This is a genomic window from Thermococcus sp. M36 (assembly GCF_012027355.1).
GTDB lineage: Archaea > Methanobacteriota_B > Thermococci > Thermococcales > Thermococcaceae > Thermococcus.
On the sequence record NZ_SNUH01000001.1, the window covers coordinates 710,923 to 732,419 of the forward strand.

Annotated in this window: 18 protein-coding genes and 1 tRNA gene; 6 read left to right on the forward strand and 13 right to left on the reverse strand. The window is 55.0% G+C overall.

From position 1 onward, the window contains the following. Positions 1-2: 2 nt before the first annotated feature. The 3 genes from E3E36_RS04130 to E3E36_RS04140 are packed head-to-tail and all read right to left on the reverse strand — an operon-like array spanning position 3 to position 2,252. Positions 3-1,037 (reverse strand): lipopolysaccharide assembly protein LapB, encoded by a 1,035-nt coding sequence (locus E3E36_RS04130; RefSeq protein ID WP_167894069.1) that lies wholly within the window; start codon positions 1,035-1,037, stop codon positions 3-5. Next, positions 1,010-1,549, reverse strand: a complete 540-nt coding sequence (gene otg / locus E3E36_RS04135; protein WP_167894070.1) for a methylated-DNA--protein-cysteine methyltransferase — start codon at positions 1,547-1,549, stop codon at positions 1,010-1,012. The genes E3E36_RS04130 and otg overlap by 28 nt, the downstream gene beginning before the upstream one ends. Then, a complete protein-coding gene (locus E3E36_RS04140; protein WP_167894071.1) occupies positions 1,536-2,252 on the reverse strand; it encodes an RNA methyltransferase in 717 nt (238 codons plus the stop codon). Before E3E36_RS04140 ends, otg begins: the two co-directional genes overlap by 14 nt. Before the next feature lie 45 nt (positions 2,253-2,297). On the opposite strand from E3E36_RS04140, the gene E3E36_RS04145 reads away from it, so the two are divergent. From E3E36_RS04145 to E3E36_RS04160, 4 genes are all read left to right on the forward strand, one after another. Beyond that, positions 2,298-3,197, forward strand: coding sequence for a 2-dehydropantoate 2-reductase (locus E3E36_RS04145; protein ID WP_167894072.1), 900 nt, complete (start codon positions 2,298-2,300; stop codon positions 3,195-3,197). A 35-nt stretch (positions 3,198-3,232) separates the two neighbouring features. Continuing rightward, a complete protein-coding gene (locus E3E36_RS04150; protein WP_167894073.1) occupies positions 3,233-3,880 on the forward strand; it encodes a TIGR00153 family protein in 648 nt (215 codons plus the stop codon). Positions 3,881-3,893: 13 nt separating this feature from the next. Beyond that, on the forward strand, positions 3,894-4,808 hold the full coding sequence (locus tag E3E36_RS04155) for a hydroxyacid dehydrogenase (protein WP_167894769.1): 915 nt from the start codon (positions 3,894-3,896) through the stop codon (positions 4,806-4,808). A gap of 194 nt (positions 4,809-5,002) precedes the next feature. Further along, positions 5,003-5,080: transfer RNA gene (locus E3E36_RS04160), tRNA-Ala, on the forward strand. A 60-nt stretch (positions 5,081-5,140) separates the two neighbouring features. Here E3E36_RS04160 and E3E36_RS04165 read toward each other — a convergent pair. The 8 genes from E3E36_RS04165 to rlmD all read right to left on the reverse strand — a co-directional run bounded on the left by E3E36_RS04165 (position 5,141) and on the right by rlmD (position 18,042). After that, on the reverse strand, positions 5,141-7,240 hold the full coding sequence (locus tag E3E36_RS04165; protein ID WP_167894074.1) for a hypothetical protein: 2,100 nt from the start codon (positions 7,238-7,240) through the stop codon (positions 5,141-5,143). Between the two features lie 12 nt (positions 7,241-7,252). Next, positions 7,253-9,133, reverse strand: coding sequence for a hypothetical protein (locus tag E3E36_RS04170; protein ID WP_167894075.1), 1,881 nt, complete (start codon positions 9,131-9,133; stop codon positions 7,253-7,255). After that, positions 9,126-9,818: a hypothetical protein gene (locus tag E3E36_RS04175; RefSeq protein WP_167894076.1), complete on the reverse strand. Its 693-nt coding sequence runs from the start codon at positions 9,816-9,818 to the stop codon at positions 9,126-9,128. Before E3E36_RS04175 ends, E3E36_RS04170 begins: the two co-directional genes overlap by 8 nt. Beyond that, positions 9,815-11,638 (reverse strand): hypothetical protein, encoded by a 1,824-nt coding sequence (locus E3E36_RS04180; protein WP_167894077.1) that lies wholly within the window; start codon positions 11,636-11,638, stop codon positions 9,815-9,817. The genes E3E36_RS04175 and E3E36_RS04180 overlap by 4 nt, the downstream gene beginning before the upstream one ends. Next, entirely contained in the window at positions 11,635-15,009 is a 3,375-nt protein-coding gene (locus E3E36_RS04185; RefSeq protein WP_167894078.1) for a tubulin-like doman-containing protein, read from the reverse strand. Before E3E36_RS04185 ends, E3E36_RS04180 begins: the two co-directional genes overlap by 4 nt. Beyond that, entirely contained in the window at positions 15,010-16,095 is a 1,086-nt protein-coding gene (locus E3E36_RS04190; RefSeq protein WP_167894079.1) for a hypothetical protein, read from the reverse strand. A gap of 198 nt (positions 16,096-16,293) precedes the next feature. Beyond that, positions 16,294-16,719: an HTH-type transcriptional regulator LrpA gene (lrpA, locus tag E3E36_RS04195; protein ID WP_167894080.1), complete on the reverse strand. Its 426-nt coding sequence runs from the start codon at positions 16,717-16,719 to the stop codon at positions 16,294-16,296. Positions 16,720-16,788: 69 nt separating this feature from the next. Further along, a complete protein-coding gene (rlmD, locus tag E3E36_RS04200; RefSeq protein WP_167894081.1) occupies positions 16,789-18,042 on the reverse strand; it encodes a 23S rRNA (uracil(1939)-C(5))-methyltransferase RlmD in 1,254 nt (417 codons plus the stop codon). A 109-nt stretch (positions 18,043-18,151) separates the two neighbouring features. On the opposite strand from rlmD, the gene E3E36_RS04205 reads away from it, so the two are divergent. Further along, a complete protein-coding gene (locus tag E3E36_RS04205; protein WP_167894082.1) occupies positions 18,152-18,367 on the forward strand; it encodes a helix-turn-helix transcriptional regulator in 216 nt (71 codons plus the stop codon). On the opposite strand, the gene pyrE is transcribed toward E3E36_RS04205, so the two are convergent. Continuing rightward, entirely contained in the window at positions 18,364-18,924 is a 561-nt protein-coding gene (pyrE, locus tag E3E36_RS04210; RefSeq protein ID WP_167894770.1) for an orotate phosphoribosyltransferase, read from the reverse strand. The two genes, E3E36_RS04205 and pyrE, sit on opposite strands and share 4 nt — an antisense overlap. Positions 18,925-19,073: 149 nt before the next feature. On the opposite strand from pyrE, the gene E3E36_RS04215 reads away from it, so the two are divergent. Further along, on the forward strand, positions 19,074-19,799 hold the full coding sequence (locus E3E36_RS04215; protein WP_167894083.1) for a hypothetical protein: 726 nt from the start codon (positions 19,074-19,076) through the stop codon (positions 19,797-19,799). Here the strand turns inward: E3E36_RS04215 and E3E36_RS04220 are convergent. Then, positions 19,783-21,462 carry an ATP-dependent DNA ligase gene (locus E3E36_RS04220; RefSeq protein ID WP_167894771.1) on the reverse strand — a complete coding sequence of 560 codons (1,680 nt, stop codon included), beginning with the start codon at positions 21,460-21,462 and terminating at the stop codon, positions 19,783-19,785. The two genes, E3E36_RS04215 and E3E36_RS04220, sit on opposite strands and share 17 nt — an antisense overlap. Positions 21,463-21,497 lie beyond the last annotated feature (35 nt).

A 21,497-nucleotide genomic window follows, 5' to 3' on the forward strand; every position in this document is an offset into this window, starting at 1 on the left:
AGTCAGGCCTCCCCTCCCCCATCCCCGGGGAACTTTGATGTCTCCTCGTTCGCCCTCATTATCCTCTCCCGGTACTCTTCGTACTTCTTTCTGGCCTCCTCTGCCCTCTCCTTTTCCCCAAGGTAGTCGTACGCCTCGGCGACGTGCTTCCACCACATCGGATCGGCCTCGGCCTCTTTCAGGCAGTACTCAAGGAACTTCTGGTACGCCTCCCTGGCCAGCTCCTCCCTTCCGAGTTTCCTCGCTATGTTTCCGACGTCCTCCCAGAAGACGCCCTCCTCTTCGGCCTCCTTCTGATAGTACTCCAATGCCTTCTCCCATGCCTCCCTGGCCTTCTCCTCGTTGCCCAGCTCCTCGTAGAGCTTTGCCACGTCCTCCCAGAACCACGGTTCCTCCTCGGCGTACCTCTCAAGGGCTTTAGCTGCTCTCTCCATGTTTCCGGCCTTCTTCCAGTACTCGTGGGCCTCCTTGAGGTAGTAGGTGTCCTTCTCCTTCTCATACAGCTGCTCGTAAATCTCCGCGGCTTTTTCATACCTCCCGGCCTTCTCGTAGGCCCAGGCGGCGCTCTCCATCCAGCCGAGCTTCTCGTACATCTCGGCCGCCTTCAGGTAGTTGCCGGCCTTTTCGTACTTTCTGGCGGCCTGCTTGTACTTTCCGGCCCTTTCGAGGCTTTCCGGACTCTTGAAGCGGTCGACCAGTCCAAGGTCGGGCTCGCTGATGTACCAGATGCCGAAGGCGACAATGGCTATGAAGAAGACTATAATGCCGGCCACGATGTCGAGCCTCTGCCAGGTCGCACTCAGGTATAGGCCGTAGCCGCTTATGGCCGTAAAGATAGCGAGTATCGTCCCGTATTTCCAGCTCTCGGCGTAGAACGTCAGTCCTGTAAAGAAGAGCAACATCAACGTGACACCGAGAAATCCGAGAGTGAGTATCACCTGAACCAACAGCTTCCAACCACCGTACCACACTATCCCTGCGGCCACAGCTATAACCGCCGCTAAAAAGCCTATAAGATATGCCTTGAGCTTGTCCATTCTTTCACCCCCTCGATTTCGAGCAGGAACACCTTTTCATCGAGCCTTGGAGTGTAGTATCCAATGCCATCACGGGAGACTACCCTGTGGCAGGGCACGACTATGGGGTACGGGTTTCTCCTCATCGCGCCACCCACAGCCCTCGGGGACGTCCCGAGTGCCTTCGCAAGGCTACCATAGGTTATAACGCTCCCTCTTTTAACGTTTTTCGTGAGCCATTCGTAAACCCGCCTCTCAAAAGGTGTTACGCCCTCGAAGGAGAGCCCGGGCAGGATTTCGGCGTTGTCCGTCTTCCCAAGGATAACGTCACGGACAAGTGAGGGGTATGGGGAGGTTTCTGGGGTTGGATCGACATTAACCCTACGCCCCTTTAGAAAACCCGTCAGGCGCTCGGTGTTCTTCTCAAACTGCACCTCATCGAGGGCAAAAGTTATCCCCTGGATTTTCTCTTCCCAGAGGACTGCTATCCAGATGATTCTGCCAGCTATTTCAAAGCTCTCAACGCTCAGCATTTCTACACTCCTCCAGTTTCATAGTGGCCTTTCTCAGCGGACCTATGAGGGTGTGAACCTCTCTCCCGTAGAGGACTGCCCTGCCAACGAAACGCCTGAAAATCTTGACGAAGACCTCCCTCCGCTCGTCGTCCTTGGGGTAGTTGAGGACATCGAGAAGCTTCCCCCATGCTGCTATCAGCTGTTCTTTCTCCCCTCTCGTCGCTGGTTTTAAGGCCTCAACCATCGGTTCTGGTCTCGTCTTGGCTAGCTCATAGAGAACCACGGCGACTGCCTGGGCAAGATTCATCACGGGGTACTCCTCGCTCGTGGGGATCGTGACCGTAAAGTCCATCCTGGAGAGTTCTTCGTTTTTCAGTCCGATGCTCTCCCTGCCAAAGAAAAGGCCGACCCTCCCCGGGTAGCCCCTCAGGGTTTCGGCCAGCTCCCACGGATAGAGCGGGGCTCGGTGCGGAATGAACGTCCTTCCGGGCTTTCCAGTCGTCCCGACGGTGAGGTCAAAGAGTTCCAGCGCCTCATCAAAGCTCTCAAGGATAGTAGCGTTGTCCAGGATGTCCACTGCACGCACTGCGTAGGCATAGCTCTCCTCCGTGATGTTTGGACTGACCAGAACAAGCTCCCTAAGGCCAAAGTTTTTCATCGTCCTGGCCACCATTCCAATGTTGACCGGCCCCTCTGGCTCAACGAGAACGACACCTATCATCGGTAAGGCTTTAAGGATGGGGCTTTAAACCGTTGCGGTGGTGGAATGAGAGTTTACGTCCTCGGCGCCGGTTCGATAGGCTCCCTCATCGGTGCCCTGCTCGCGAGGGCCGGCAACGATGTTACCCTCATAGGCCGGGAGGAACAGGTAGCCGCGGTACGGGAGAACGGCCTTCGCGTTTCGGGGGTCGAGGAGTTCACCGTCCGCCCTGAAGCGAGCCTGTACGCCCCTGACGAGCCGCCCGAACTTCTGATCCTGGCCACAAAGTCATACTCGACGAAAACCGCCCTCGAATGTGCCCGCAACTGCATCGGGCCCGACACATGGATCCTTAGCATCCAGAACGGCCTTGGAAACGAGGATCTGGCCCTGAAGATCACCCGGAATGTCATGGGGGGCATCACAACCAACGGGGCAATGCTGGTCGAGTGGGGACATGTCAGATGGGCCGGAAAGGGAGTCACCGTCATAGGGAGGTACCCGAGGGGGAGAGACGCCTTCGTCGAAAGGGTCGCGGAGGCTTTCAACGACGCAGGTATAGAAACCGCTGTGACGGAGAACATCATTGGCTGGAAGTGGGCAAAGGCCATCGTGAACTCGGTAATAAACGGGCTCGGAACGGTTCTTGAAGTCAAAAACGGGTTTCTGAAGGACAACCCCTATCTGGAGTCTCTCTCGGTGGACATCGCCAGGGAGGGGTGTATCGTCGCACAGCAGCTCGGCATAGAATTCGAGATACACCCGCTTGAGCTCCTCTGGGACACCATAGAGCGCACCCGGGAAAACTACAACTCGACGCTCCAGGACATAAAGAGGGGAAAGAGAACGGAGGTCGATTACATCCACGGGAAAATAGTCGAGTACGCCCACTCAGTCGGCCTTGACGCCCCGAGGAACGAGCTCCTGTGGGCCCTCATAAAGGCCAAGGAGGGGCAAAGTAGATAAACCCGCCTGCGAAGTTTAGAACGGAGGGGACGAAAATGCCGATATTCGGTGGTAAGGAGAGCGGGGTCTTTGAGACCATCGAGAACCACCTTGCGGTCGTGGACGAAACCCTCGTGGCGTTCAGGGAGCTCATGAGGGTGTACCTTGAAGGGGACTTCGAGAGGGCAAAGGCCTTTGAGAGAGAGGTCGACGAGCTTGAGAGCAAAGCCGACAGGCTGAGAAGGGACATCGAGACCATGCTCTACGAGGGTGCATTCCTTCCAGCAAACAGGGGCGACTACGTAAGGCTCAGCGAGCTCATAGACCAGGTCGCCGATGCGGCCGAGAGTGCGGCACACACCCTGATCCTTGCAAAGCCAAAGGTGCCGGCGGAGCTCAAAGACGAGATTATGGAGCTTGTAGACTCATCAATCAAAAGCTATAAGGTTCTCGTTGAGGCCGTGAGGGCCCTAAACCGCGACGTTGACAAGGCCATAGAGCTGGCAAAAGCCGTGGAGGACTCAGAAGAGGGGGCCGACGATGTGGAGTATGACGTGAAGGGGAAGGTTTTTGAAAGCGAGACCATCACAACCTATGCCAAGATTATCTGGAACCAGATACTGACCAAGATAGGCGACATAGCAGACCGTGCGGAGGACGCTTCCGACCAGGTCATGCTCATGGCAATAAAGAGAATGGGATGAGGTGATGGATATGGTGAAGGTTCTCGTTGCGGCGCCGTTGCACGAAAAGGCGATAGAGGTTCTGAAGAACGCCGGTTTTGAGGTTCTTTACGAGGAGTACCCCGATGAGGAGAGGCTCATAGGGCTCGTCGGGGACGTTGATGCCATCATCGTCAGGAGCAAGCCAAAGGTGACCAGGAAAGTCATCGAGGCCGCTCCAAAGCTCAAGGTCATCGGAAGGGCGGGCGTCGGCCTCGACAACATAGACCTTGAGGCAGCAAAAGAGAGGGGGATTAAAGTCGTCAACAGCCCCGGTGCTTCCAGCAGAAGCGTCGCCGAGCTCGTCCTTGCCCTGATGTTCAACGTCGCCAGGAAGGTGGCCTTCGCCGACAGAAAGATGAGGGAAGGCGTCTGGGCCAAGAAGCAGTGCATGGGGATCGAGCTTGAGGGCAAGACTCTCGGAATAGTCGGCTTCGGCAGGATAGGCTACCAGATAGCCAAGATAGCCAAGGCCTTAGGGATGAACGTCCTCCTCTACGACCCCTACCCGAACGAGGAGAGGGCGAAGGAAGTCGGTGGGAAGTTCGTCGACCTTGAGACCCTCCTGAAGGAGAGCGACGTCGTTACGCTCCACGTTCCGTTAATAGAGCAAACCTACCACCTCATCAACGAGGAGAGGCTCAAGCTCATGAAGCCGACCGCGATACTCATCAATGCGGCAAGGGGTGCCGTCGTTGACACCGAGGCCCTCGTAAAGGCCCTGAAGGAGGGCTGGATCGCTGGAGCTGGCCTCGACGTCTTCGAGGAGGAGCCCCTACCTGCCGGCCACCCGCTCACGGAGCTCGACAACGTTGTCCTCACCCCTCACATCGGAGCCTCAACCGTCGAGGCCCAGATGAGGGCGGGCGTTCAAGTTGCAGAACAGATAGTTGAGATCCTGAAGGGCTGAGCCCTTTTCCTTCTTTCAAAAGTTTGCCAATTTGCCAGTACGAAAGTTTTTGTCCGGCAACCACCGAAATCATCGGCATGAAACAGTTAAAACACCAAAACTCCCACTTAAAAATAAACTCAAACCTGTCCAGAGATGGACGGCCCGAGACCAAAACTTTTTAAACCTCACCAGGGTTCACTATTACCGGGTGTGGGCCGGTAGCTCAGCCTGGTATGAGCGCCGCCCTCGCAAGGCGGAGGCCGCGGGTTCAAATCCCGCCCGGTCCACCATCTTCTGGCTGCTCCAGCACCCCAGTGCTCCTTCTGAGGAGGTAATTAAAAAGAAAGGCCTCACCTCCAGAGATGGACGAACAGCAGCGTCAGGACTATGGCAAGGCCAAAGATGTAGTAGTTCGGAATGTACGGGAGAAGATCGCTGGAGTTGGGGTATCCGTCCCCGTCTATGTCGAGCCGGATGTCCCTCAGTTCATTGACCTCTTCAGCCGCTTTAGAGTAGTCCCCGGCGCGGTAGGAGTTCTCCACGATTCTGGACATGTTCCAAAGGAGCTGCATCCTCTCCCGCACTTCAGGTATTCCGAGGAGCTTTACCAGGTAATCAGCGCGCTCCTCGTTTCCACCCAAAAATACCGCGGTCTGGTTGAGCTCGTAGATGATCTTCCTGCTGAGGGAGGTTATCTTTTCGAGCTCCAGTTTTACCTGCCCATACATCTCCACGGCCCTGGTGATGTTCCCCGACTCAAAGTACGCCTCCGCCGCCTGAAGGAGCAGGGTCACGTTACGGGGCACCACCACCCCCTCTGACTCAAGCTGCTTTGTGAAGTTAACTATGCTCTCCCTCTGCCTGATTACCATGTGTATCTCGGGGTTCTTACAGCTTGCGTATATAGCGTTCCATGCCTTGGCCGCTTCAGTGTAGTTGCCGGACTTATAGAGACCGGTGGCCTTCGACACGTCCGCTTTGAAGAGGGCATCAACGTTGACGCCCTGCCCTTTCAGCTCAAGGAGGCACTCCCTGGCGGCTTTCTCGGCACTCTTCGCCTCGTCGGCTGCGGTCTTTATCTGGGCCGCAATCTCGCGGGCGGCCACGAATTCATCCCTGGCACTTGAGTACGACCCGTTCCTGAAAAACTCCACCGCGACATTGAAGCGGTCCCACGCCATGTCCACGACGTAGCCCTCCAAGCTGAGGTTGTCCAGCAGCTCCGCAGTTTTGTTCATCTCGCCCCAGATGTTCAGGAACGCAGTGCCCGTGAGATTGACCTGATCCTTTAACCGGTTGCAGTTGTCCTTTGCTGTCAGGAAATACCCCTTTTTCATGTTTTTATCCACTGCCTCGGGTATCTCCTTGAGTATGCCATCGAGGTCTATCTTTATCATCTCTCCTTTGTAGACAAAGGCATACTTCCGCGAATACTCCTCAATCATCCTCACGAGCTCAACCCTGCACGAGTACACATCGTTCCATTCTTCTAGGATCGAGTTCGAGATATTCACCGCTTCCTCCAGATAGCTGTTCGCCACGTCACACTTCCCCGCCTCGAACGCCTCACCCGCCAGCTTCAGTTTGTCCCATGCAGGTTTGAGGGGAAGGTCAGGTATCGGGATGGTCAGGTTCTCCAAAAACCGGCGGGTCTCGTTTTCCCTCAGGGGGTAATCCCTGCACAGGGTGCACGAGGAGTAAATGATGTTGTAGGCTTTTTCCGCGTACTCCTTCGCCGTGTCGAAGTAGCCGCTGTCAAATGCCCCCTTTGCGTAGTCCAGCTTCCCCCGTGCCTTATTGAGGACGGCCTCGGGAACCTCACAGCCATCAAAGACTGTAGCGGGGTCGGAAATCGCCTCTTCGGCACGGTTTATTGCGGAGAGTGCGTCCTGGGCCGCCGATATGAGGGACTGCAGCTCGTCAATACTTGTCTTCGAGAGCTCTATGGCATTTGTGAAGTTTCCACTGCTTATGTACTCGTCCACCGTACTGAGGGTCTTGACGTACTTCTGGACGACTGAGTCGGGCAGCAGCCCCTGCGACTGAACCTCATCAAGCTCCTCCTTGAAAAGCCCCCTGGCCACGCCTGCCAGGGCCTCTAGATCCACCGCGACCTGCAGTTCCGCCGAGGCCTCCGTTCCCACAATGATGCGGGTGTCCTGGAGGGAGATCTGTATGGTCCCATCCCCGAAGACGTCCGTTGCGGTGGAGTTGGTTATCCTGACCTGCATAGTGCCCTGGAGGCCCTCAACCAGGACTATCGCGGAGTCGCCATAGACGCTTATGTCCACAAGTGTTATGTTGAAATAGTAGAACTGGAAGGAGGCACCTATATCAAGCCACTGCGATGTGATCTTAACGTCGGCCCCGTAGGTGTAGTCGCTGTGGATCCCCGATACCACGGAGAGAAGGATGATGATGGCGATAACGGTGGTTCCTGCTTTTCTCATGGCCTCCACCCCCTAAGTAACTATGGACTCAAGGAGACCCATAAATCCTTCTATCTTCAACACCGGGTCCTGCTTAGGCGCTCCGTTCTCAAAGAGGTGCGCAATTATCTGGTTCTTCAGATCCTCCACTGAGAACCCCTTGTTGTTCCTGGAGTACTCGTAGAGGGCACGGGTGAAGGGGTCATCCAGCAGGGCACCGCTCTGGACCGCCTCGATGAGACCGTCTATGTATCCCATGGCCCGGGAGTCCTCAATCAGGAGCTCAAACTTCATTCCAAATTCCCCGGAATCCCACGAGCGGATGAGAGAGTACGCGTTTTCGCAGGTCTTTATCCTGGTAACGGTGGCATTTATTTCGCTGATGTAATCCTCCACGGATCCAATCAGCGGCGTTAGGTTCCTCTCAAGATCCTCAAAAGAGTTGGAAGCCTCCTGCACCTCCATGTTGCCCGCCTCACTGTAGATGGCGTTCAAAAGCGTTATGATCCCGGCAACGGCCTCGTTCGTCTGCGTCATGTTCCCTTTTAATGCTACCAAGTATTCAACGTTCTTCTGAGCCTCTGACTCCACCAGCAGCCTACAGTGGGCTGTCAAGACCTCGTTCCAGCCCTCAACCCCCGGGTTTTCGTTAAGGATCCGGATATCTTCCTCCGTCAGAGTCACGTTTCCTGGGCTGAGCTTGACAAAATACATAGTGTTCATCTCCAGCTCCGATGCCGTGCCGTTTACCAGCTCCAGTCGCTTCCGGAGATCCCTCACAGTTGAATTGAGCTCAGAAACACTTTTTCTCTCTGATTCCAGTTTTTCAAGAAGGGTCCTGTGGATCTCCACGTCCCTCCGGAGAATCTGAAGAAGCCGGGACATGTTGAACTCCTTCTTGCTCTGGGAGGCGTTTATAAATAAAACGTAGTCCCTAAGCACGGTGGAGCTCTCATTCCCGTAGAGTGCGTCTATCTTTTCAATGTCTCCCAGGGCCTGATTGAGAGAGGCCGCGCCCACAGACGTCATCTGGAAGCCCGGGTGTGCAAAGGGTGGCGTGTACCACATTGGCAAGAGCAGAAAACCAATCCCGATACCCAGCACGACCGCCAGCACGAGTATGCCTGCGGTCTTCAAAAGGGACGAAAACCTCCCGGAGGCCTCTTTCCTGACGTAGTACTCGTACCTGCTCTCGATGTCTTCAAGTCTCTGTCTGCACTCAGAGAGCTCGCTCTGAATCCTCCGAAGTTCCTTAGAGTCCCTTTTGAGCTGTTCGATCCTCTCCTCGGTTTCCTCCCGGAGTTCGGATACGTCCTTTCCGTGGCCCGTTATCCAGAGGCCGGAATACTCGCTGGAACCCGACTTCGAGAACACGTAGAGGGAAGGCCTTCTGCCCGCAGGCAGTGCCTCGCTGAGCTTTAGGAAGAGCATCAGGACGTCACCGCGTTCAGCCAGGCCCGGATCGAGATAATCCAGGACAGGGATGTTTACCTCCACGGCATTTTCCTCGCTGTTCATAAGAATGAACGCCAGATCCCCGGCGTACTTTTTGAGCTCTTCCCACTTTGACGCCCCGGGGGAGCCCCCGTACGTTATTTCCTTCAACTCGGCAACCTTCTGGAGCACCCTGGATAGAAACTCAGTGAAGCGGAACTCACCGGACTCAAGAAGCCTTCTGGAAGTCCTGATGAGGAGGATGTATCTGTTTTCCCTGCCCCCCGCCTCGAACATCCGGTCAAGGCGAAGGCCTATGACGGCGTTGTCAGAGTATTCATCCATACGAACGCCCAGCCACACTCCCAGGGAATCTATGTTTTCGTAGCTTATACCAAGCGCATCAAGAGGAACCGTTCCACCTATCTCAAATATGGGTATCCCTTGGGTCGTGTAAACCGTCAGCACGATATCACTCATGGGGCATCACCCCCGAGGAGGAAACAAGCCACAGCCCGCCCAGCGTTGTCGGGGCGGATCTGGCATAGTTGAAGAGAGGGTATACAACATCCTCACTGGCGGAGAGAACGGCGTCCTCGTAGGTGTCCAGAGGACTCGCACCCTCCAGTCTGAGGATTTCAAGCGCCACCCTGACGCCCTCAAGAAACACCCACCTGTAGAACACAGGGGGGTACCCCACGTCTGAGAGGGGCCCCACCGCTATCTGCCGGAAGGGGATATCCGCAATGGTTCTCGGACGCGATGTCCCGCGAAGGTACTCCTCCACGATGTTGGCCACGGATGAGACTAGGGCCTCCTTTTTTCCTTCGATCCCTTCCCCCGCGGACATCTTGGCCTCATGGGAGAAATCGGCCACACCGCTGTTGAACAGATCCTTGACCGAGATCAAGAACTCCCTCGCAATCTCGGAGATATCGCGGACGCGAACCACCAGCACCCCCCTGCTGAACCTCCCGAAGGGCTCCTTAACGTAGTCAAACCTGGAGGCAACGTAGTACTCCACGGAACCGTTCAGGACGTTCAGTACAAGGGACGCCCAGATGTGGTACTTATCCGCGAAGGGCACTATCTCCGGAGATGGAGAGTGCTTCCCCACCTTCCGGAGAAGAACCCCCTGGGTGGAATAGAACCCGTAGGAAGTCATGGCTTCAGAACCTCCTTCAGAACCTTAATCCGCGGGGCTTTCCGTATCCACCTAATAACGTCGTCGAGCCCCCTGACGAGGACGTCCTCGGACAGGGGCGTGATCGAGCCGGAGTCCTCCAGCTCCTTCCGTGGCAGTACAATCGAGAACATCAGCTTGTCGGAAAGGTCCTTTTCGGTTATGTTCATGTTCTTAAGGAAGTTCCTGAACAGAACCGACTTCTTAAGGGCCCGGAGAACCCTCCTCTTGAGCCGGTTGAGGTTTATGCTGACAACGTCGCTGTTGAAGACCGCCCCTATCAGATCTGCCTTGGTCACCAGGAATACAAAGCTCTCCCTGCGGATCTTTGACCTTGACGCAAGCACTATCCTCCTGTACGCATTGAGGTGGTGGCCCAGGGTTTCCCTGCTTATCGGCTCCCGTATCCTCTTGTCGAGGGTGGGGTCGCCCAGTTTGTTATCGAGGTCTGAGAGATACTCCACGATCTTCTTAATCTTTTCATAGTACTTCCGGTTGGAGCTCTCAAGGTACTCAAGGTTCGTCCTGAAGTCCGGGTCCTTCTTGTAGAGCTCGTAAAGTATCTTCTCACCATCGAGGAGGAACACGATCCTGTCCGCGTTTATGATGCCCCTGTAGGTGTGGGCCGTCGCAAGGGGTGTCCTTATGGCCTCAGGGAGCTCTTCCCACCGGATCCTCCTGCGGTAGTTTCTGAAGTCAAAGGCGCCCTTCCTGAGATCCTTCAGTATGCGGTTCCGAAGGGTGGCGGCGTACGTGGCCCTTGCCTGCCTGTCCAAGCCCTTAGGGTAGACAACGGCCTTCATGAACGTTTCAAACTTCTTTTTGTCTGACGGATTGGTCTCAGCCTTGAAAGCCTCCACGATCCTTTCCTTGTACTTGGTTCTATCTTCGAGGATTTCCGCTATGTTCCACAGATCCTCACCAGCGTAGTCAGTGATCTCAAGTGACAGATCCTTCATGCCATAGAGGAACTTGTCCAGGGGGCTCCTGGAGATGTCGAAGATGTTTATCGAAAGCCAGCCCCTCATCGTGCCCTTTACTCCCGCAAATCCTGCACGGACAAAGGTGTCGTAAAGATCCTCCAGCCTCGCCGCAATCTCGTTTTTATCCACAAGAACCATGGAGTCCGACGTTGCCTTCAGGCCCCCAACGTTGCCCTGGACTATGGCATGGAACAGGCCGAGAGAGAGTATGGTCTTTCCTGACTTGCTTGGGCCTAGGAACAGCGTGCTCTCCCTGGCCGTCTCCTCGTCGTACGCCGCGTGCCTGAGAACAATGTAGATAAGCACGTCACCGACCAAGAGCACGGCAACTATCCTCAGGTACGTCACCGTGGTCTGGAGCTCGGTGAGAATAACCCCCCTGTCAAGCATCCAAAACAGCTGGGATAGATAAGGGAGCATCATAATAAGAATCGGCAGAGGCACTAGGGCCTTTGCGAGTTTGAGCTGGGCGGTGGGCCTCCTTATCAGAACAAGGCCCAGCAGGAGCCCCGCACCAAGGGCCCCCATAAAATCAGTCGTCCCTGTATAGCCGCTGGCAACGGGAAAAAGCATTCCCAACCAGAGACCCAGAGCCTTTCGGGTGTAAGCCGAATGTCTGGTCAGGGCGACGGCCATTATGAGGCCGAGAGATATCCCTGAGGCCACCTTGAAGAGGACGCTCCCGGCGAGAACCGTAAAAGTTTCTCGAGGCGCGCCTGCACCAAGAAACCCGTCAAGGACTCTGTAAAGGAGAAAACCAAAGAGCAGGTATGAAAAAAAAGGCAGCAGGCCGAAGGATTCCAGAGACCGGATTTTCATTCGGTCTCTCCCTCCGACTCGGGTATTATGTACTGCTTGATGTAGTTCTTCTTCTCTATCTCCTCCGTCACGTCAACGTTGTTGTAAAGCTCAGCCGCGGCGTATTTGATAGCATCTTCGAAGTCCATCGGGATCCTCTCGATGTACCAGCCGTCCTCAAGCTTGTAAACGTGGTGGAAGAGCTCCCTCTTTTTCCCGGAGTTCTTGAGCTGGTAGTAGGCGTCGTGGTAGCTCTCACTGAGGTCGTAGACGCCGTAGATGTTCTCGAAGAATATCCCCGGAAGGAATATTGTGACAGCTATGTCCCATGGCCCCGCCACAGGGACGGGTATGTAGAGGGTGTCCTTCCCTTTGTGGAGGCTCCTTCTGAACACCTGGAGGGTGACGTTTTTGATCTCCTGCGCCATTTCAGTCATGATGTTGTTTATTGAGGAGTTGACGTAGGTCATCGAGCCCTTGAGCTCCCACTCAACCGGCGCCCGCTCATCCTGGACAATAACCCTGGGCCTCCGTATGCCGAGGTACGCAGGCTGCATGAGCTTCGAAAGCAGCTCGCGGTAGGTGTTCACTATCTTCTGGAACTCGTTCTTTGAGATGGCCGAAAGGGTCGGGTTCCTGAGAACCTGGGCAAGGTTGCTGGTGGCAACGTCCAGTATAAGGCCGAGGGCCTCGGGGGAAGGCTGGACTTTGTATATGAACGTGCCCCTCTCATGGCGGCGAAGGGCTTTCTCCTCCAGGTATTTCTTGAGCTCATTGATGCTGCTCTCGTAGTTTTCGTACTCCTCCCTCCACTCCTTCCGTATCCTTCCGGATATCGTCAGGACGGCGTCCATAACGTAGTCAAGTATGGAACCGAAGTCCCTGAGGGACTCAATATCCCTCTCGATGGCCGCTATCTGCTCCTTAACCTCGTCCATCTGCCTGTCAAGGCCCTTCTGGGATAGCATCCTCAGGTATATTGCCTCCTTGGCCTTCTTGAGGAACTCTCTCGGTGTCGAGCTTTCCTCCGCCAGCTTCTGGAGGGGCACCTCGCTGAGATCAACGTTTATCTTCCCCCCGATGTTCGTGGCGACGTCCATTTGGATCGAGCTGAACATCTTGTTGATGGTCGTGGCTATCAGGTCGTAGAGCATTGTCACCTCGAGGTCTCCGATTTCTCCGTCCTCGGTCGTTCTTATGCGGATGTAGTGGAAGAAGTCCCTGTACCTCATCATGCTGGTGAGATCCCTCTCATAGTCGCCAAGGTACTTGTCCATCTCGGCCTCGTAGTCCCTGCCGCGCAGCCTTTCACTCAGGCTCCTGTTCTCCTGCCTGTACCTGTAGTATTTGTAGCCGTAGTAGTGGAGCAGGGCGTTTTTGACAAGGTTTATGTAGTCTATCACCTCCCTGAGGGAGCCGAGTTCAGAGCTTCCCGGGAACTTCTGGGCGAGCCTTGTGAATATCGTCCTGAGGTTCGTGAGGACGGGGTCGAGCTCCTGGTTGACCCTTGCCGCCAGCTCATCAGGCCCGAGATTCCGGTTTACGGAGTCGCTCAGAACCTTGGCCTTAAGCTCCTCAAGAACGCCGTTTATCTTCTTGGTGGACGTGCTGAGGGTACCCCTCAGGGAGGGCAGCTCCTTGACCATCTCGTAGTACTCAACAAGAAGCTTTGAGTTCGCGTCAATAACGGCATCCACCTGCGATTCTATGGCCTTCATTTCCCCCTCAATCTCGCCCTGCTTCTCCCTGAGCTCCTGGGCCTGGCGCTCAAGCTTCGTTACGTCCGTGCCCACCGCACGTTTCAGCTCCTCAAGCTTCGCGATCTGGGCGGGCTTTACGTCAAAGGTGACGAGATCCCTGAGCATCTGTCCCATTTCACTCTCATAGGCCTCATACCTCGCCCTTATCGGGTCGGGGAAGGCGAACTTGTGGAGCTCCCTCAGGTGGTCAAGGGACAGCTGGATGTTGTCCAGTATCCTCATCGCGATGTCGAGAATGGCCTTGTCAATGTCGTCCCTGAAGGACTCAGGTTTCGATGAGTCTATAGTCGTCTTAAGCTGGCTTATCAGTTCCAAAACCTCGCCGGAGGTCTTTACACCCGCAACCTTCTCCGAAAAGCCCCTCTCGTCCATCAGGATGCGGGAGTGGATTCCTTCAATGATGCTCCGAGGGGACTCGTAGTTGAAGATCCCCAGTATGGGGTTAGTGAGGAACCCGTAGAACTCTTGGAGAATGCGCTGGTTTTTGAGGTACTCGATGTACCTGCTGTAGAACTTATTCTCGTCCCGGCCAATGTCTATGAGGCGTTTCTCCTGGAGGTATTTTATGAGGGGCCGTATGTCCTTATCCCTGATGTCCTTCTCCTTGGATATTGCGCTGTTCAGCGAGTTTATAGCCTTCTCAAGGTTCTTTTTGCTCTCCATCGTGCTCTCGACTTCGTAGCGGACTATTCCACCCGTGGCGAGGATAAAGCGCCCGTAGTGGCCTCCCTCAAGGATGTCCGAGAAATTGCCGCTCTTCGCGTCGTAGAAGTTCATGAGGATGTGGGTGAACGTCTCGGCGAACTCGTTGAGGGCTTCAGTCTTGGCCTTGTAGGCGTCCCCGGCCCCAGTGAACCCGGTGGGCTCGATGGTGGTGAGAACCACGTGGGTAAAGAGCTGGTCGTCCACCTTGCCCTGGGTCAGGCGGAGGTACTCCAGCTCAGAGAGGGCTATATACGCGTTCGCCTTTTCGTTGTTGCCCTCCTTAAGCGTTGGGAGGATCCCGAAGAGAACCACCTGGGCACCGAAGTTGACCTCCGCCAGCCGCTTGGCTATGTCAATGAAAAGCCCGGAGCCCGTTCCACCCCCGAGTCCCACAATGATGGCCACTTCCTGCGACCCTGGAGGTATCTGGAAAACATCGTCAACCTTGCCCTCAACTAGGGCCTTATAGAACATTGCCTTGGTAACTCCCCTCCTCCTTATGGTCCCCTTGGAGAAGCCGGCGGCTTCGTACTTCTTAAGGCCTTCAGTGTTGTTGACACCCTTCTCCGGATCCAGTATCCACCACACCTTGACCTTCCTCTTCCTGTGGAGGGCCTCTATGAGGTTCGTGGTGTAGAGAACCTCGGGCCTGTCTATGCTCAGGTTGGAGATTATGTTCCTGACGTCAATTTCTATGTTCGAGGGCCTTCCAAGCCTTGATGCCATGTCCTCTATTTTCTCCTTGAGCTTCTCGGCCTTGGCAACGTCGGTACCGTATTCAGCGGAGGCGGTGTCCATGACAATAAAAGTATACCTCCTGTCCTCCTTCAGGAGCTGCTCTATAAGCCACTCAGTTTCCAGAATCGAAAAAACTATGTTCTTTCCGGCGCCACCAATACCCACCACGACATCAGGGAACTGGAGCATTCACAACACCCCCGACCCAATAGAGGGCTCACTGCGGCCCATTTCCTCCATACACTGCTCATAACCATCGCGCTTGCCCCGGTTGTAGCCCTCCCGCTTCCCTTCATCGTACCCTTTCCTGTATCCCTCCTTGTAGCCAGACTGGCGGCCCGTCCTGTAAGCAAAGAACGAGCCCGCCAGGAGAACGACGAACAGGAGTATTGAGACAGTCTTGAAGGTTCCTGCACTCTTCCGGTATTCGTCCCTCTCCTGAGTGAGAGCCTCAATCTGTCCCTTCAAATCGCTGTTTTCGTTCTGGAGCTCTGAGACCTTCGACTCAAGGTCAGAGGTCTGGCTCTTCAGCCGGGAGTTTTCCGCCTCGAGAGAGCTCAGGGTGGCACTCTGGTCCTTAATCGTTGAGTTCAGCTCATCGGTAAGGCTCTGAAGCTTGGAGACCCGCTGTTCAAGGTTCGCCACCCTACCGGGGTCATACTTAACAAAAATCGGGATCAGATCCCCATAGACGTAATCAATGAGCCCGAGGGATATGTACTTCTTCGCGACCCCCCTGGCGTTTGGATCGGTTATATTGGTGTCTATGATCCTCATGATGTCCTCGAGCTGGGGGTGGATTATTGTGAACGACTTGCTCGTCGTGTCTATCACCGTGTTCCCGCTCAGATCCTTTACGCGGTAGTAGCTCTTCTGGCCCTGGTCAAAGAACTTCAGGTAAAGGCTTTCACCCGTGGGCAGAAGAACTGTCTTCCGCGTTATTCCCTCCGGAATCCTTCCGTGGATCGGGATGACGAGCTTGCTGGGAAGGTTGTTGCATATCTTCAAGGACTTTCCGTCAGAACCGAGGGTGTACCCAGTTAGGTCAGTGACATCAAATATCGGTGTGCCACCGTCTTTCTCCAGATCCGTTTCAATCAGCACACAGCTCCCCCTGATATCGGTTATGGTCAGTGAAAAATCAACGACCTTATTCTCTTCTATGCTGTCCGGCAGTTCAGGATCCGTGGAGGAGGTCACTGCAGCGACGGGATTGATGAGAAAACCGGCAATAAAAACAACAAGTATTAGGGACAAGAACCTCTTCCATGCCATCTTGGTGCACCCCTTATGGTTTGAACACCGCATAAATTTATCAATATTGATATATTTAAGCATTGCTAATGTAGAAAACCGCTGAACTGCACATTCGGAATAATCTAAACTCCAGGCGCGGATTCAGCACGGCATCGGGTTCCGTAGAAGGAGTACATAAAAAAAAGAGTGGAAATAGAACAATGCCAAACAGAACGCTCACTTAAATTTCTCAAGGATTATGGCAGGGCAGACCTTAGTAACCCCCTCAATCTTGCCGATCTTGTTGGAGATGATGTCCGATAGATCCTCTCCGTCCCGGGCCCACACCTCTGCCATGATCATGTGGTCTCCACTGGTGAGGTATACGTTCCTCACGAAGTCAAACTCCTTAAGTCTGCTCGCAACCTCGAATATCTTTTCCGGCAGAGTGTCAACGCCCGTCAGGCTGACGAGGTTGTAGCCGAGCTTGGACGGATCCACCACAACGGTGTACTGCTTTATCACTCCCGCTTCCTCAAGGGCCTTCACGCGCTTCCTGACTGCAGTCTCACTTATGCCCAGAACCTTGGCTATCTCCGTGAACGGAGTCCTGGCGTCCCTGGTGAGCATCTCAATTATAATCCTGTCCCTTTCGTCAAGCATTCTTCATCACCCCTACCCAGAGATATGCGGACTAAGTATATTAAGTTTTTGAACCTTCTGGTTCTAAAGTTAAACCTTGAGTTTAAGTTTGACAACTGTCTCCACATGCGGGGTGTGCGGGAACATGTCAAGGCCCACGGCGTCCTCCACAGTGTACGCACTTCCAAGGGAGTCCAAGTTTTCTCTGAGCGTTTTGGGGTTGCACGAAACGTAGACGATGTTTTCCGGCCTGTCTTTTAATATTTTCCTTATCAGTTTCGGGTGGAGGCCAGCACGCGGCGGATCAACTATGACTGTGTCGTAGACAGAGAGATCCCCAACGTCCCGGTCTTCTCCAACGTAGAAGGCGGCGTCTACACCGTTGAGCTCCGCGTTCCTCCTTGCCATCTCAACGGCGAAGGGGTTGACCTCAACGCCCTCTACTACAAATCCCCGCCCCGCGAGGTAGACGCCGAAGGTTCCCACCCCCGAGTACAGATCCAGAACCCTCTCCCCCTCCACTCTTTCCGCGACCTCTCTCACTAGGTTTACGGCCTGATAGCTGTTCGTCTGGAAGAAGCTGTTCGGATGGATGAGGTAGGTGACGTTGTCAAGGCGTTCCCTTATAAGCTCCCTCCCCCAGAACCGTTCAACATCGCCGTAGGAGACATCGCTCTTAGTCCTGTTGATGCTCCAGTACACCGAATCAGCATAGTCAAAGTAGTCCGGGAACTCCTCGGGAAGACGGCCCTCGGCAGTCACGATGTTTACCATGAGCTCCCCCGTGAACTTGCCCTCCCTGATGACTATGTACCTGAGAAACCCTGTGTTCCTGCCTATCTCGTAGAGGGAAGGCCGGAAGTCCTCGATAAACTCCCTCAGCGAGCCAAGAACCTTCCTGCTCGACTCCCCAAACACCGGACACCACTCGATGTCAACTGCATCCCACCACGTGCCGCGTCTCCTAAACCCTATTCCCCTCGTCGAGATGACAACATCAATCCTGTTTCGGTGTCCATATATCACGGGGGAGGGGATAACACCGACATCAAAGCCGACCATACTGGAGAGCTTCTCCGACTTAAACCTGACCTGTTCGGAATAGGGAATGTGCTGGAGGAGACAGCCACCGCACGTCCCGAAATAGGGGCATTTTGGCTCGATCCTTGCAGGAGAGGGCTCCACTACCTCAAAGTCCGTGGCCACGAGGGTCTTTTTCCTCCGGCGCCATTTCCTGACATCCACAACGTCCCCAGGTGCAGTAAAGGGCACATGGATCTCCTTCCTCCCCAGGCGCACGACGCCCATCCCTTCAGTGTCGAGCTTTTCGATGACTCCCCTCATGCTCCCAGACTCGAAAGAATGGCTTATAAACCTGCCTTGGAGAAACGTCAAATCCGACCACGGAAGGTTTATTTATCCCAACCAACTAAATAGAAATGGTGGCCGCTGAATGTTTGGCCGACGCAAGGATATAGTCTACCGGGTTTTGGCTACCAAGAAAAAGGCCGTGGCGCTTCAGAAGCTCAGCGCCGAGCTGGATACCCCCATGCCTGCTGTTCTCAAGACCGTTAAGCAGCTCGAATCCGACGGTCTTGTAGAGGTGTTCTACGGCAGGGACAAGGCCTCAATAATGGTAAAGGCCAAGACAATAGAGGACTACGTCTAAGCTCGCCCTCCGGTTTCAGAATCCAGGCGTCTAAAAAGCTCCGAGACCGTGACAAGGGGTATGAAAGGATACCTCCCGCGGATTTTTTCCGCCGCCCCCTCTTCTCTGTCCACGACGACGCTTATGGCGGCGATCTCGGCCCCAAGTTCTTCGAGAACTTCCGCCGCCCTCAGGACGCTACCGCCGGTCGTTGTGACATCCTCGACGAGGAGGATCCTATCGCCGGGCCTGACCTCGCCCTCGATCTGGCTCTCTGTCCCATGCCCCTTCGGCTTCTTCCTGACTATCACGAGGGGCTTTCCGGTTTCGAGCGCCAGAGCGGTCGTGATGGGAACCGCCCCAAGCTCGGGACCGGCAACACGGTCGAAGCTTATCCCGGCTTTTTGGGCTTCTTCCGCCATCAGTCTCGCGATGAGTTTGAGTGCATTAGGGTTCGTGCTGAGCCTCTTGACGTTTATGTAGTAGTCACTCTCCTTTCCTGAAGTGAGCACAAAATGCCCGAAGAGTATCGCCCCCTCAGAGAAGAAGGCCTCCACGAGCTTCCCTTTGCCGTCCATCCAAACCACCGAACACATCTCTCAGAGGTTTTTAAAAAGATAGCGGCAAAAATATGGCCAAATAGTGATATTTTTGACACATGGATGTAATTCCAACTCACGGTAAAGTTTAAAATACAACCCCAGGAAGTTTATCTGGTGGCCCTACGGTGGAAACTCTGCTCCTTCCAGCATACTTGATTGTAGTGCTCGCAGTTGGTGTCAAGGTCTTTGACGCAGTGCTAAAATGGATCGGCACGGTAGACTACGTCGTCCCCCCCAGGTGGCGAGAGAGGAGGCCCCACCTTTACGGCGTGGTGGCCATAGTCACTGTAGTTGTACTGGAGTCCATAGTGCTGGTGGCCTTCGGGGGATCCGCGGTGTCGGCGGCCATCGCACTGACAGTGTTCGTCGGACCCATAGAGGAGCTTTCAAAGCTGTTGCCTTTCTGGGCAGTTCGGGGCACCCAGCTCGTGAGGTGGAGGGTTACCATAAGCGCCGCCATGACGTTCGCAGTTATCGAGGCAGTTCTATACGGCATCGTACTAATCATTACAGGAAACATCCTGGGCGCTCTCCTTAGGATAATCGTGGTAACGTTCCACGTCCTCTGGACTACGATAGCTCTAGAGGACGCTCTCAAAGGGCGCGCCTTTGTTGGGTACCTGAAATCATCCCTCCTGCACTCTCTTTACGATGCCCCAGTTATCATGGTGCTCGTGGGTGTTTCTGCAACAATCACAGTCCCCCTGACGCTTGCAGGAATCCTGGCGGTCATATACATGTACAGACGCGTTGATGGGGCCTTCGGATACGCGTACAGCATCGGAAGAAGGGAGATAGAAGAGCGCAGGAGGAAGACTGAGAGGGAAGAATGCCTCACCTCTTCGCCTTGAACCTCTCCTGGAGTTCATAGAGCTGGGCGACCCTCTCTATGGTGTCCGCCTCCTCGGGGCTCTTGTCCTCCCTTAAAGCCACGTAGCGCGGGAAGCGCAGAGCAAAGCCGCTCTCGTACTTCGGGCTCCTCTGTATCTCCTGATAGGTAACTTGGATAACTACCTTGGGCTCTATCTCGACGAACTTGCCCTCACCTCCCCTGATGAGCGGCTTGAGCATCCTGGTGAACTCCGCTAGATCCTCGTCGGTGAAGCCGCTGCCGACCTTTCCGACTGGGACAAACTCACCACTATGCTGGTCGAAGGCCGCAACTAGGAAGGAGCCGAGGAGATGGGCGCGCCTGCCTTCGCCCCACTCCGCGCCGACAATAACTAGGTCGAGATCTTCCATCGTCGGCTTTATCTTGAGCCACTTCTTGCCCCGGTTTCCTGGCTCGTAAACCGAATCCAGCCTCTTGGCCATGAGCCCCTCGTGGCCGAGCTCAAGGGCGTGCTGGTAAAAGGCCTCGGCCTCCTCGGCCTTTGCCGTCACGAGCTGCTCCGCCAGCCTTATCCGCTCCCCCGGAGAGATTATCCCCTCCAGCCTCTTCCTGCGCTCGGAGAAGGGCGTGTCTATCAGACCCTCACCGTCAACGTAGAGGACGTCGAAGAGGTTCAGCTCAAGGGGGATCTTCTCTATCATCTCCTCGATGTTGTACTTTCTCCTGAAGCGCCTCAGGACGTACTGGAAGGGCCTCGGCCTTCCACCTTCGCCGACGGCAACGAGTTCACCCTCAATGATGGCCTTTTCCGCTTTAACGCTCTCCAGGACGGCCGAAACCACGTCGGGGATGGATCTGGTGACGTTCTCCAGCCTGCGAGAGTAAATGACAACCCTGCTGCCATCCTTGTGAACCTGGACGCGGGCACCGTCGTACTTTATCTCGAATGCCGCCTTTCCACCCATCTCCGCCAGGGCTTCCTTAACGCTCGCTGCGTTCTGGGCGAGCATCGGTCGTATAGGCTTTCCCACCTGGATTTTAACCTCTGAGAGGCCCTCGTTGCCCTCAAGCTTCGCCACCTTTGCCACGTGGCCGAAGTCGCTGGTGAGCATGTAGGCCCTCTCAACGAGCTCGGCTTTGACCTTGAATGCCTCAGCTATGGCGTCCCTCAGAATCCCCTCGGCGACGCCGGTCCTCATCGTGCCCAGAACGGTTCTCGCTATGTACTTCCCCTCCTCAGGCTGGGCGTCCATGAAGATGTTCGCCAGATATTTCATCTTCCTGTCCTGGCTCCTCTCGCCGCTCGCCTCGGCGACCTTGACGAAGGTGTCGTAAACGCGCTTGACCGTTAAGGGCTGGCTGAAGAAGCTCCTCTGTTTCCTCTTCTTTAGAGCGAGGGCAACGCTCCCGCCCAAGTCGCCGGTGTCCTTAACGGAGTTCTCTATCTCCCTCTCGGGGACGCCGGTGGCCATCGAGACGGCCTTTATGAGGAGCTTCTCGCCGACGCCGAGTTCCCTCTCGTCCCAATCAGGGAAGACCTTGCCAAGGATGAGGTAGGGGACTATCTCCAGGAGATCATCAGGGGTCTTCTTGAGGAAATCTGCGACAAAGCGTGTTTTGAGGGTCTTTAAGGTTGTCTTCTCCAGGCGCCTGTAAAGGTCAGCGAGTTCAGCGTACTTCATGGTCACTCCCACCACCTGAAAGATACGGCGATGGG

Coding starts and splice junctions, on each gene's coding strand:
- E3E36_RS04175 (WP_167894076.1), bottom strand. CDS start 9,818: ATGACTTCCTACGGGTTCTATTCCACCCAGGGGGTTCTTCTCCGGAAG.
- E3E36_RS04185 (WP_167894078.1), bottom strand. CDS start 15,009: ATGCTCCAGTTCCCTGATGTCGTGGTGGGTATTGGTGGCGCCGGAAAG.
- E3E36_RS04150 (WP_167894073.1), top strand. CDS start 3,233: ATGCCGATATTCGGTGGTAAGGAGAGCGGGGTCTTTGAGACCATCGAG.
- E3E36_RS04170 (WP_167894075.1), bottom strand. CDS start 9,133: ATGAGTGATATCGTGCTGACGGTTTACACGACCCAAGGGATACCCATA.
- E3E36_RS04140 (WP_167894071.1), bottom strand. CDS start 2,252: ATGATAGGTGTCGTTCTCGTTGAGCCAGAGGGGCCGGTCAACATTGGA.
- lrpA (WP_167894080.1), bottom strand. CDS start 16,719: ATGCTTGACGAAAGGGACAGGATTATAATTGAGATGCTCACCAGGGAC.
- E3E36_RS04130 (WP_167894069.1), bottom strand. CDS start 1,037: ATGGACAAGCTCAAGGCATATCTTATAGGCTTTTTAGCGGCGGTTATA.
- E3E36_RS04180 (WP_167894077.1), bottom strand. CDS start 11,638: ATGAAAATCCGGTCTCTGGAATCCTTCGGCCTGCTGCCTTTTTTTTCA.
- E3E36_RS04205 (WP_167894082.1), top strand. CDS start 18,152: ATGTTTGGCCGACGCAAGGATATAGTCTACCGGGTTTTGGCTACCAAG.
- E3E36_RS04190 (WP_167894079.1), bottom strand. CDS start 16,095: ATGGCATGGAAGAGGTTCTTGTCCCTAATACTTGTTGTTTTTATTGCC.
- rlmD (WP_167894081.1), bottom strand. CDS start 18,042: ATGAGGGGAGTCATCGAAAAGCTCGACACTGAAGGGATGGGCGTCGTG.
- E3E36_RS04220 (WP_167894771.1), bottom strand. CDS start 21,462: ATGAAGTACGCTGAACTCGCTGACCTTTACAGGCGCCTGGAGAAGACA.
- otg (WP_167894070.1), bottom strand. CDS start 1,549: ATGCTGAGCGTTGAGAGCTTTGAAATAGCTGGCAGAATCATCTGGATA.
- pyrE (WP_167894770.1), bottom strand. CDS start 18,924: ATGGACGGCAAAGGGAAGCTCGTGGAGGCCTTCTTCTCTGAGGGGGCG.
- E3E36_RS04145 (WP_167894072.1), top strand. CDS start 2,298: ATGAGAGTTTACGTCCTCGGCGCCGGTTCGATAGGCTCCCTCATCGGT.
- E3E36_RS04165 (WP_167894074.1), bottom strand. CDS start 7,240: ATGAGAAAAGCAGGAACCACCGTTATCGCCATCATCATCCTTCTCTCC.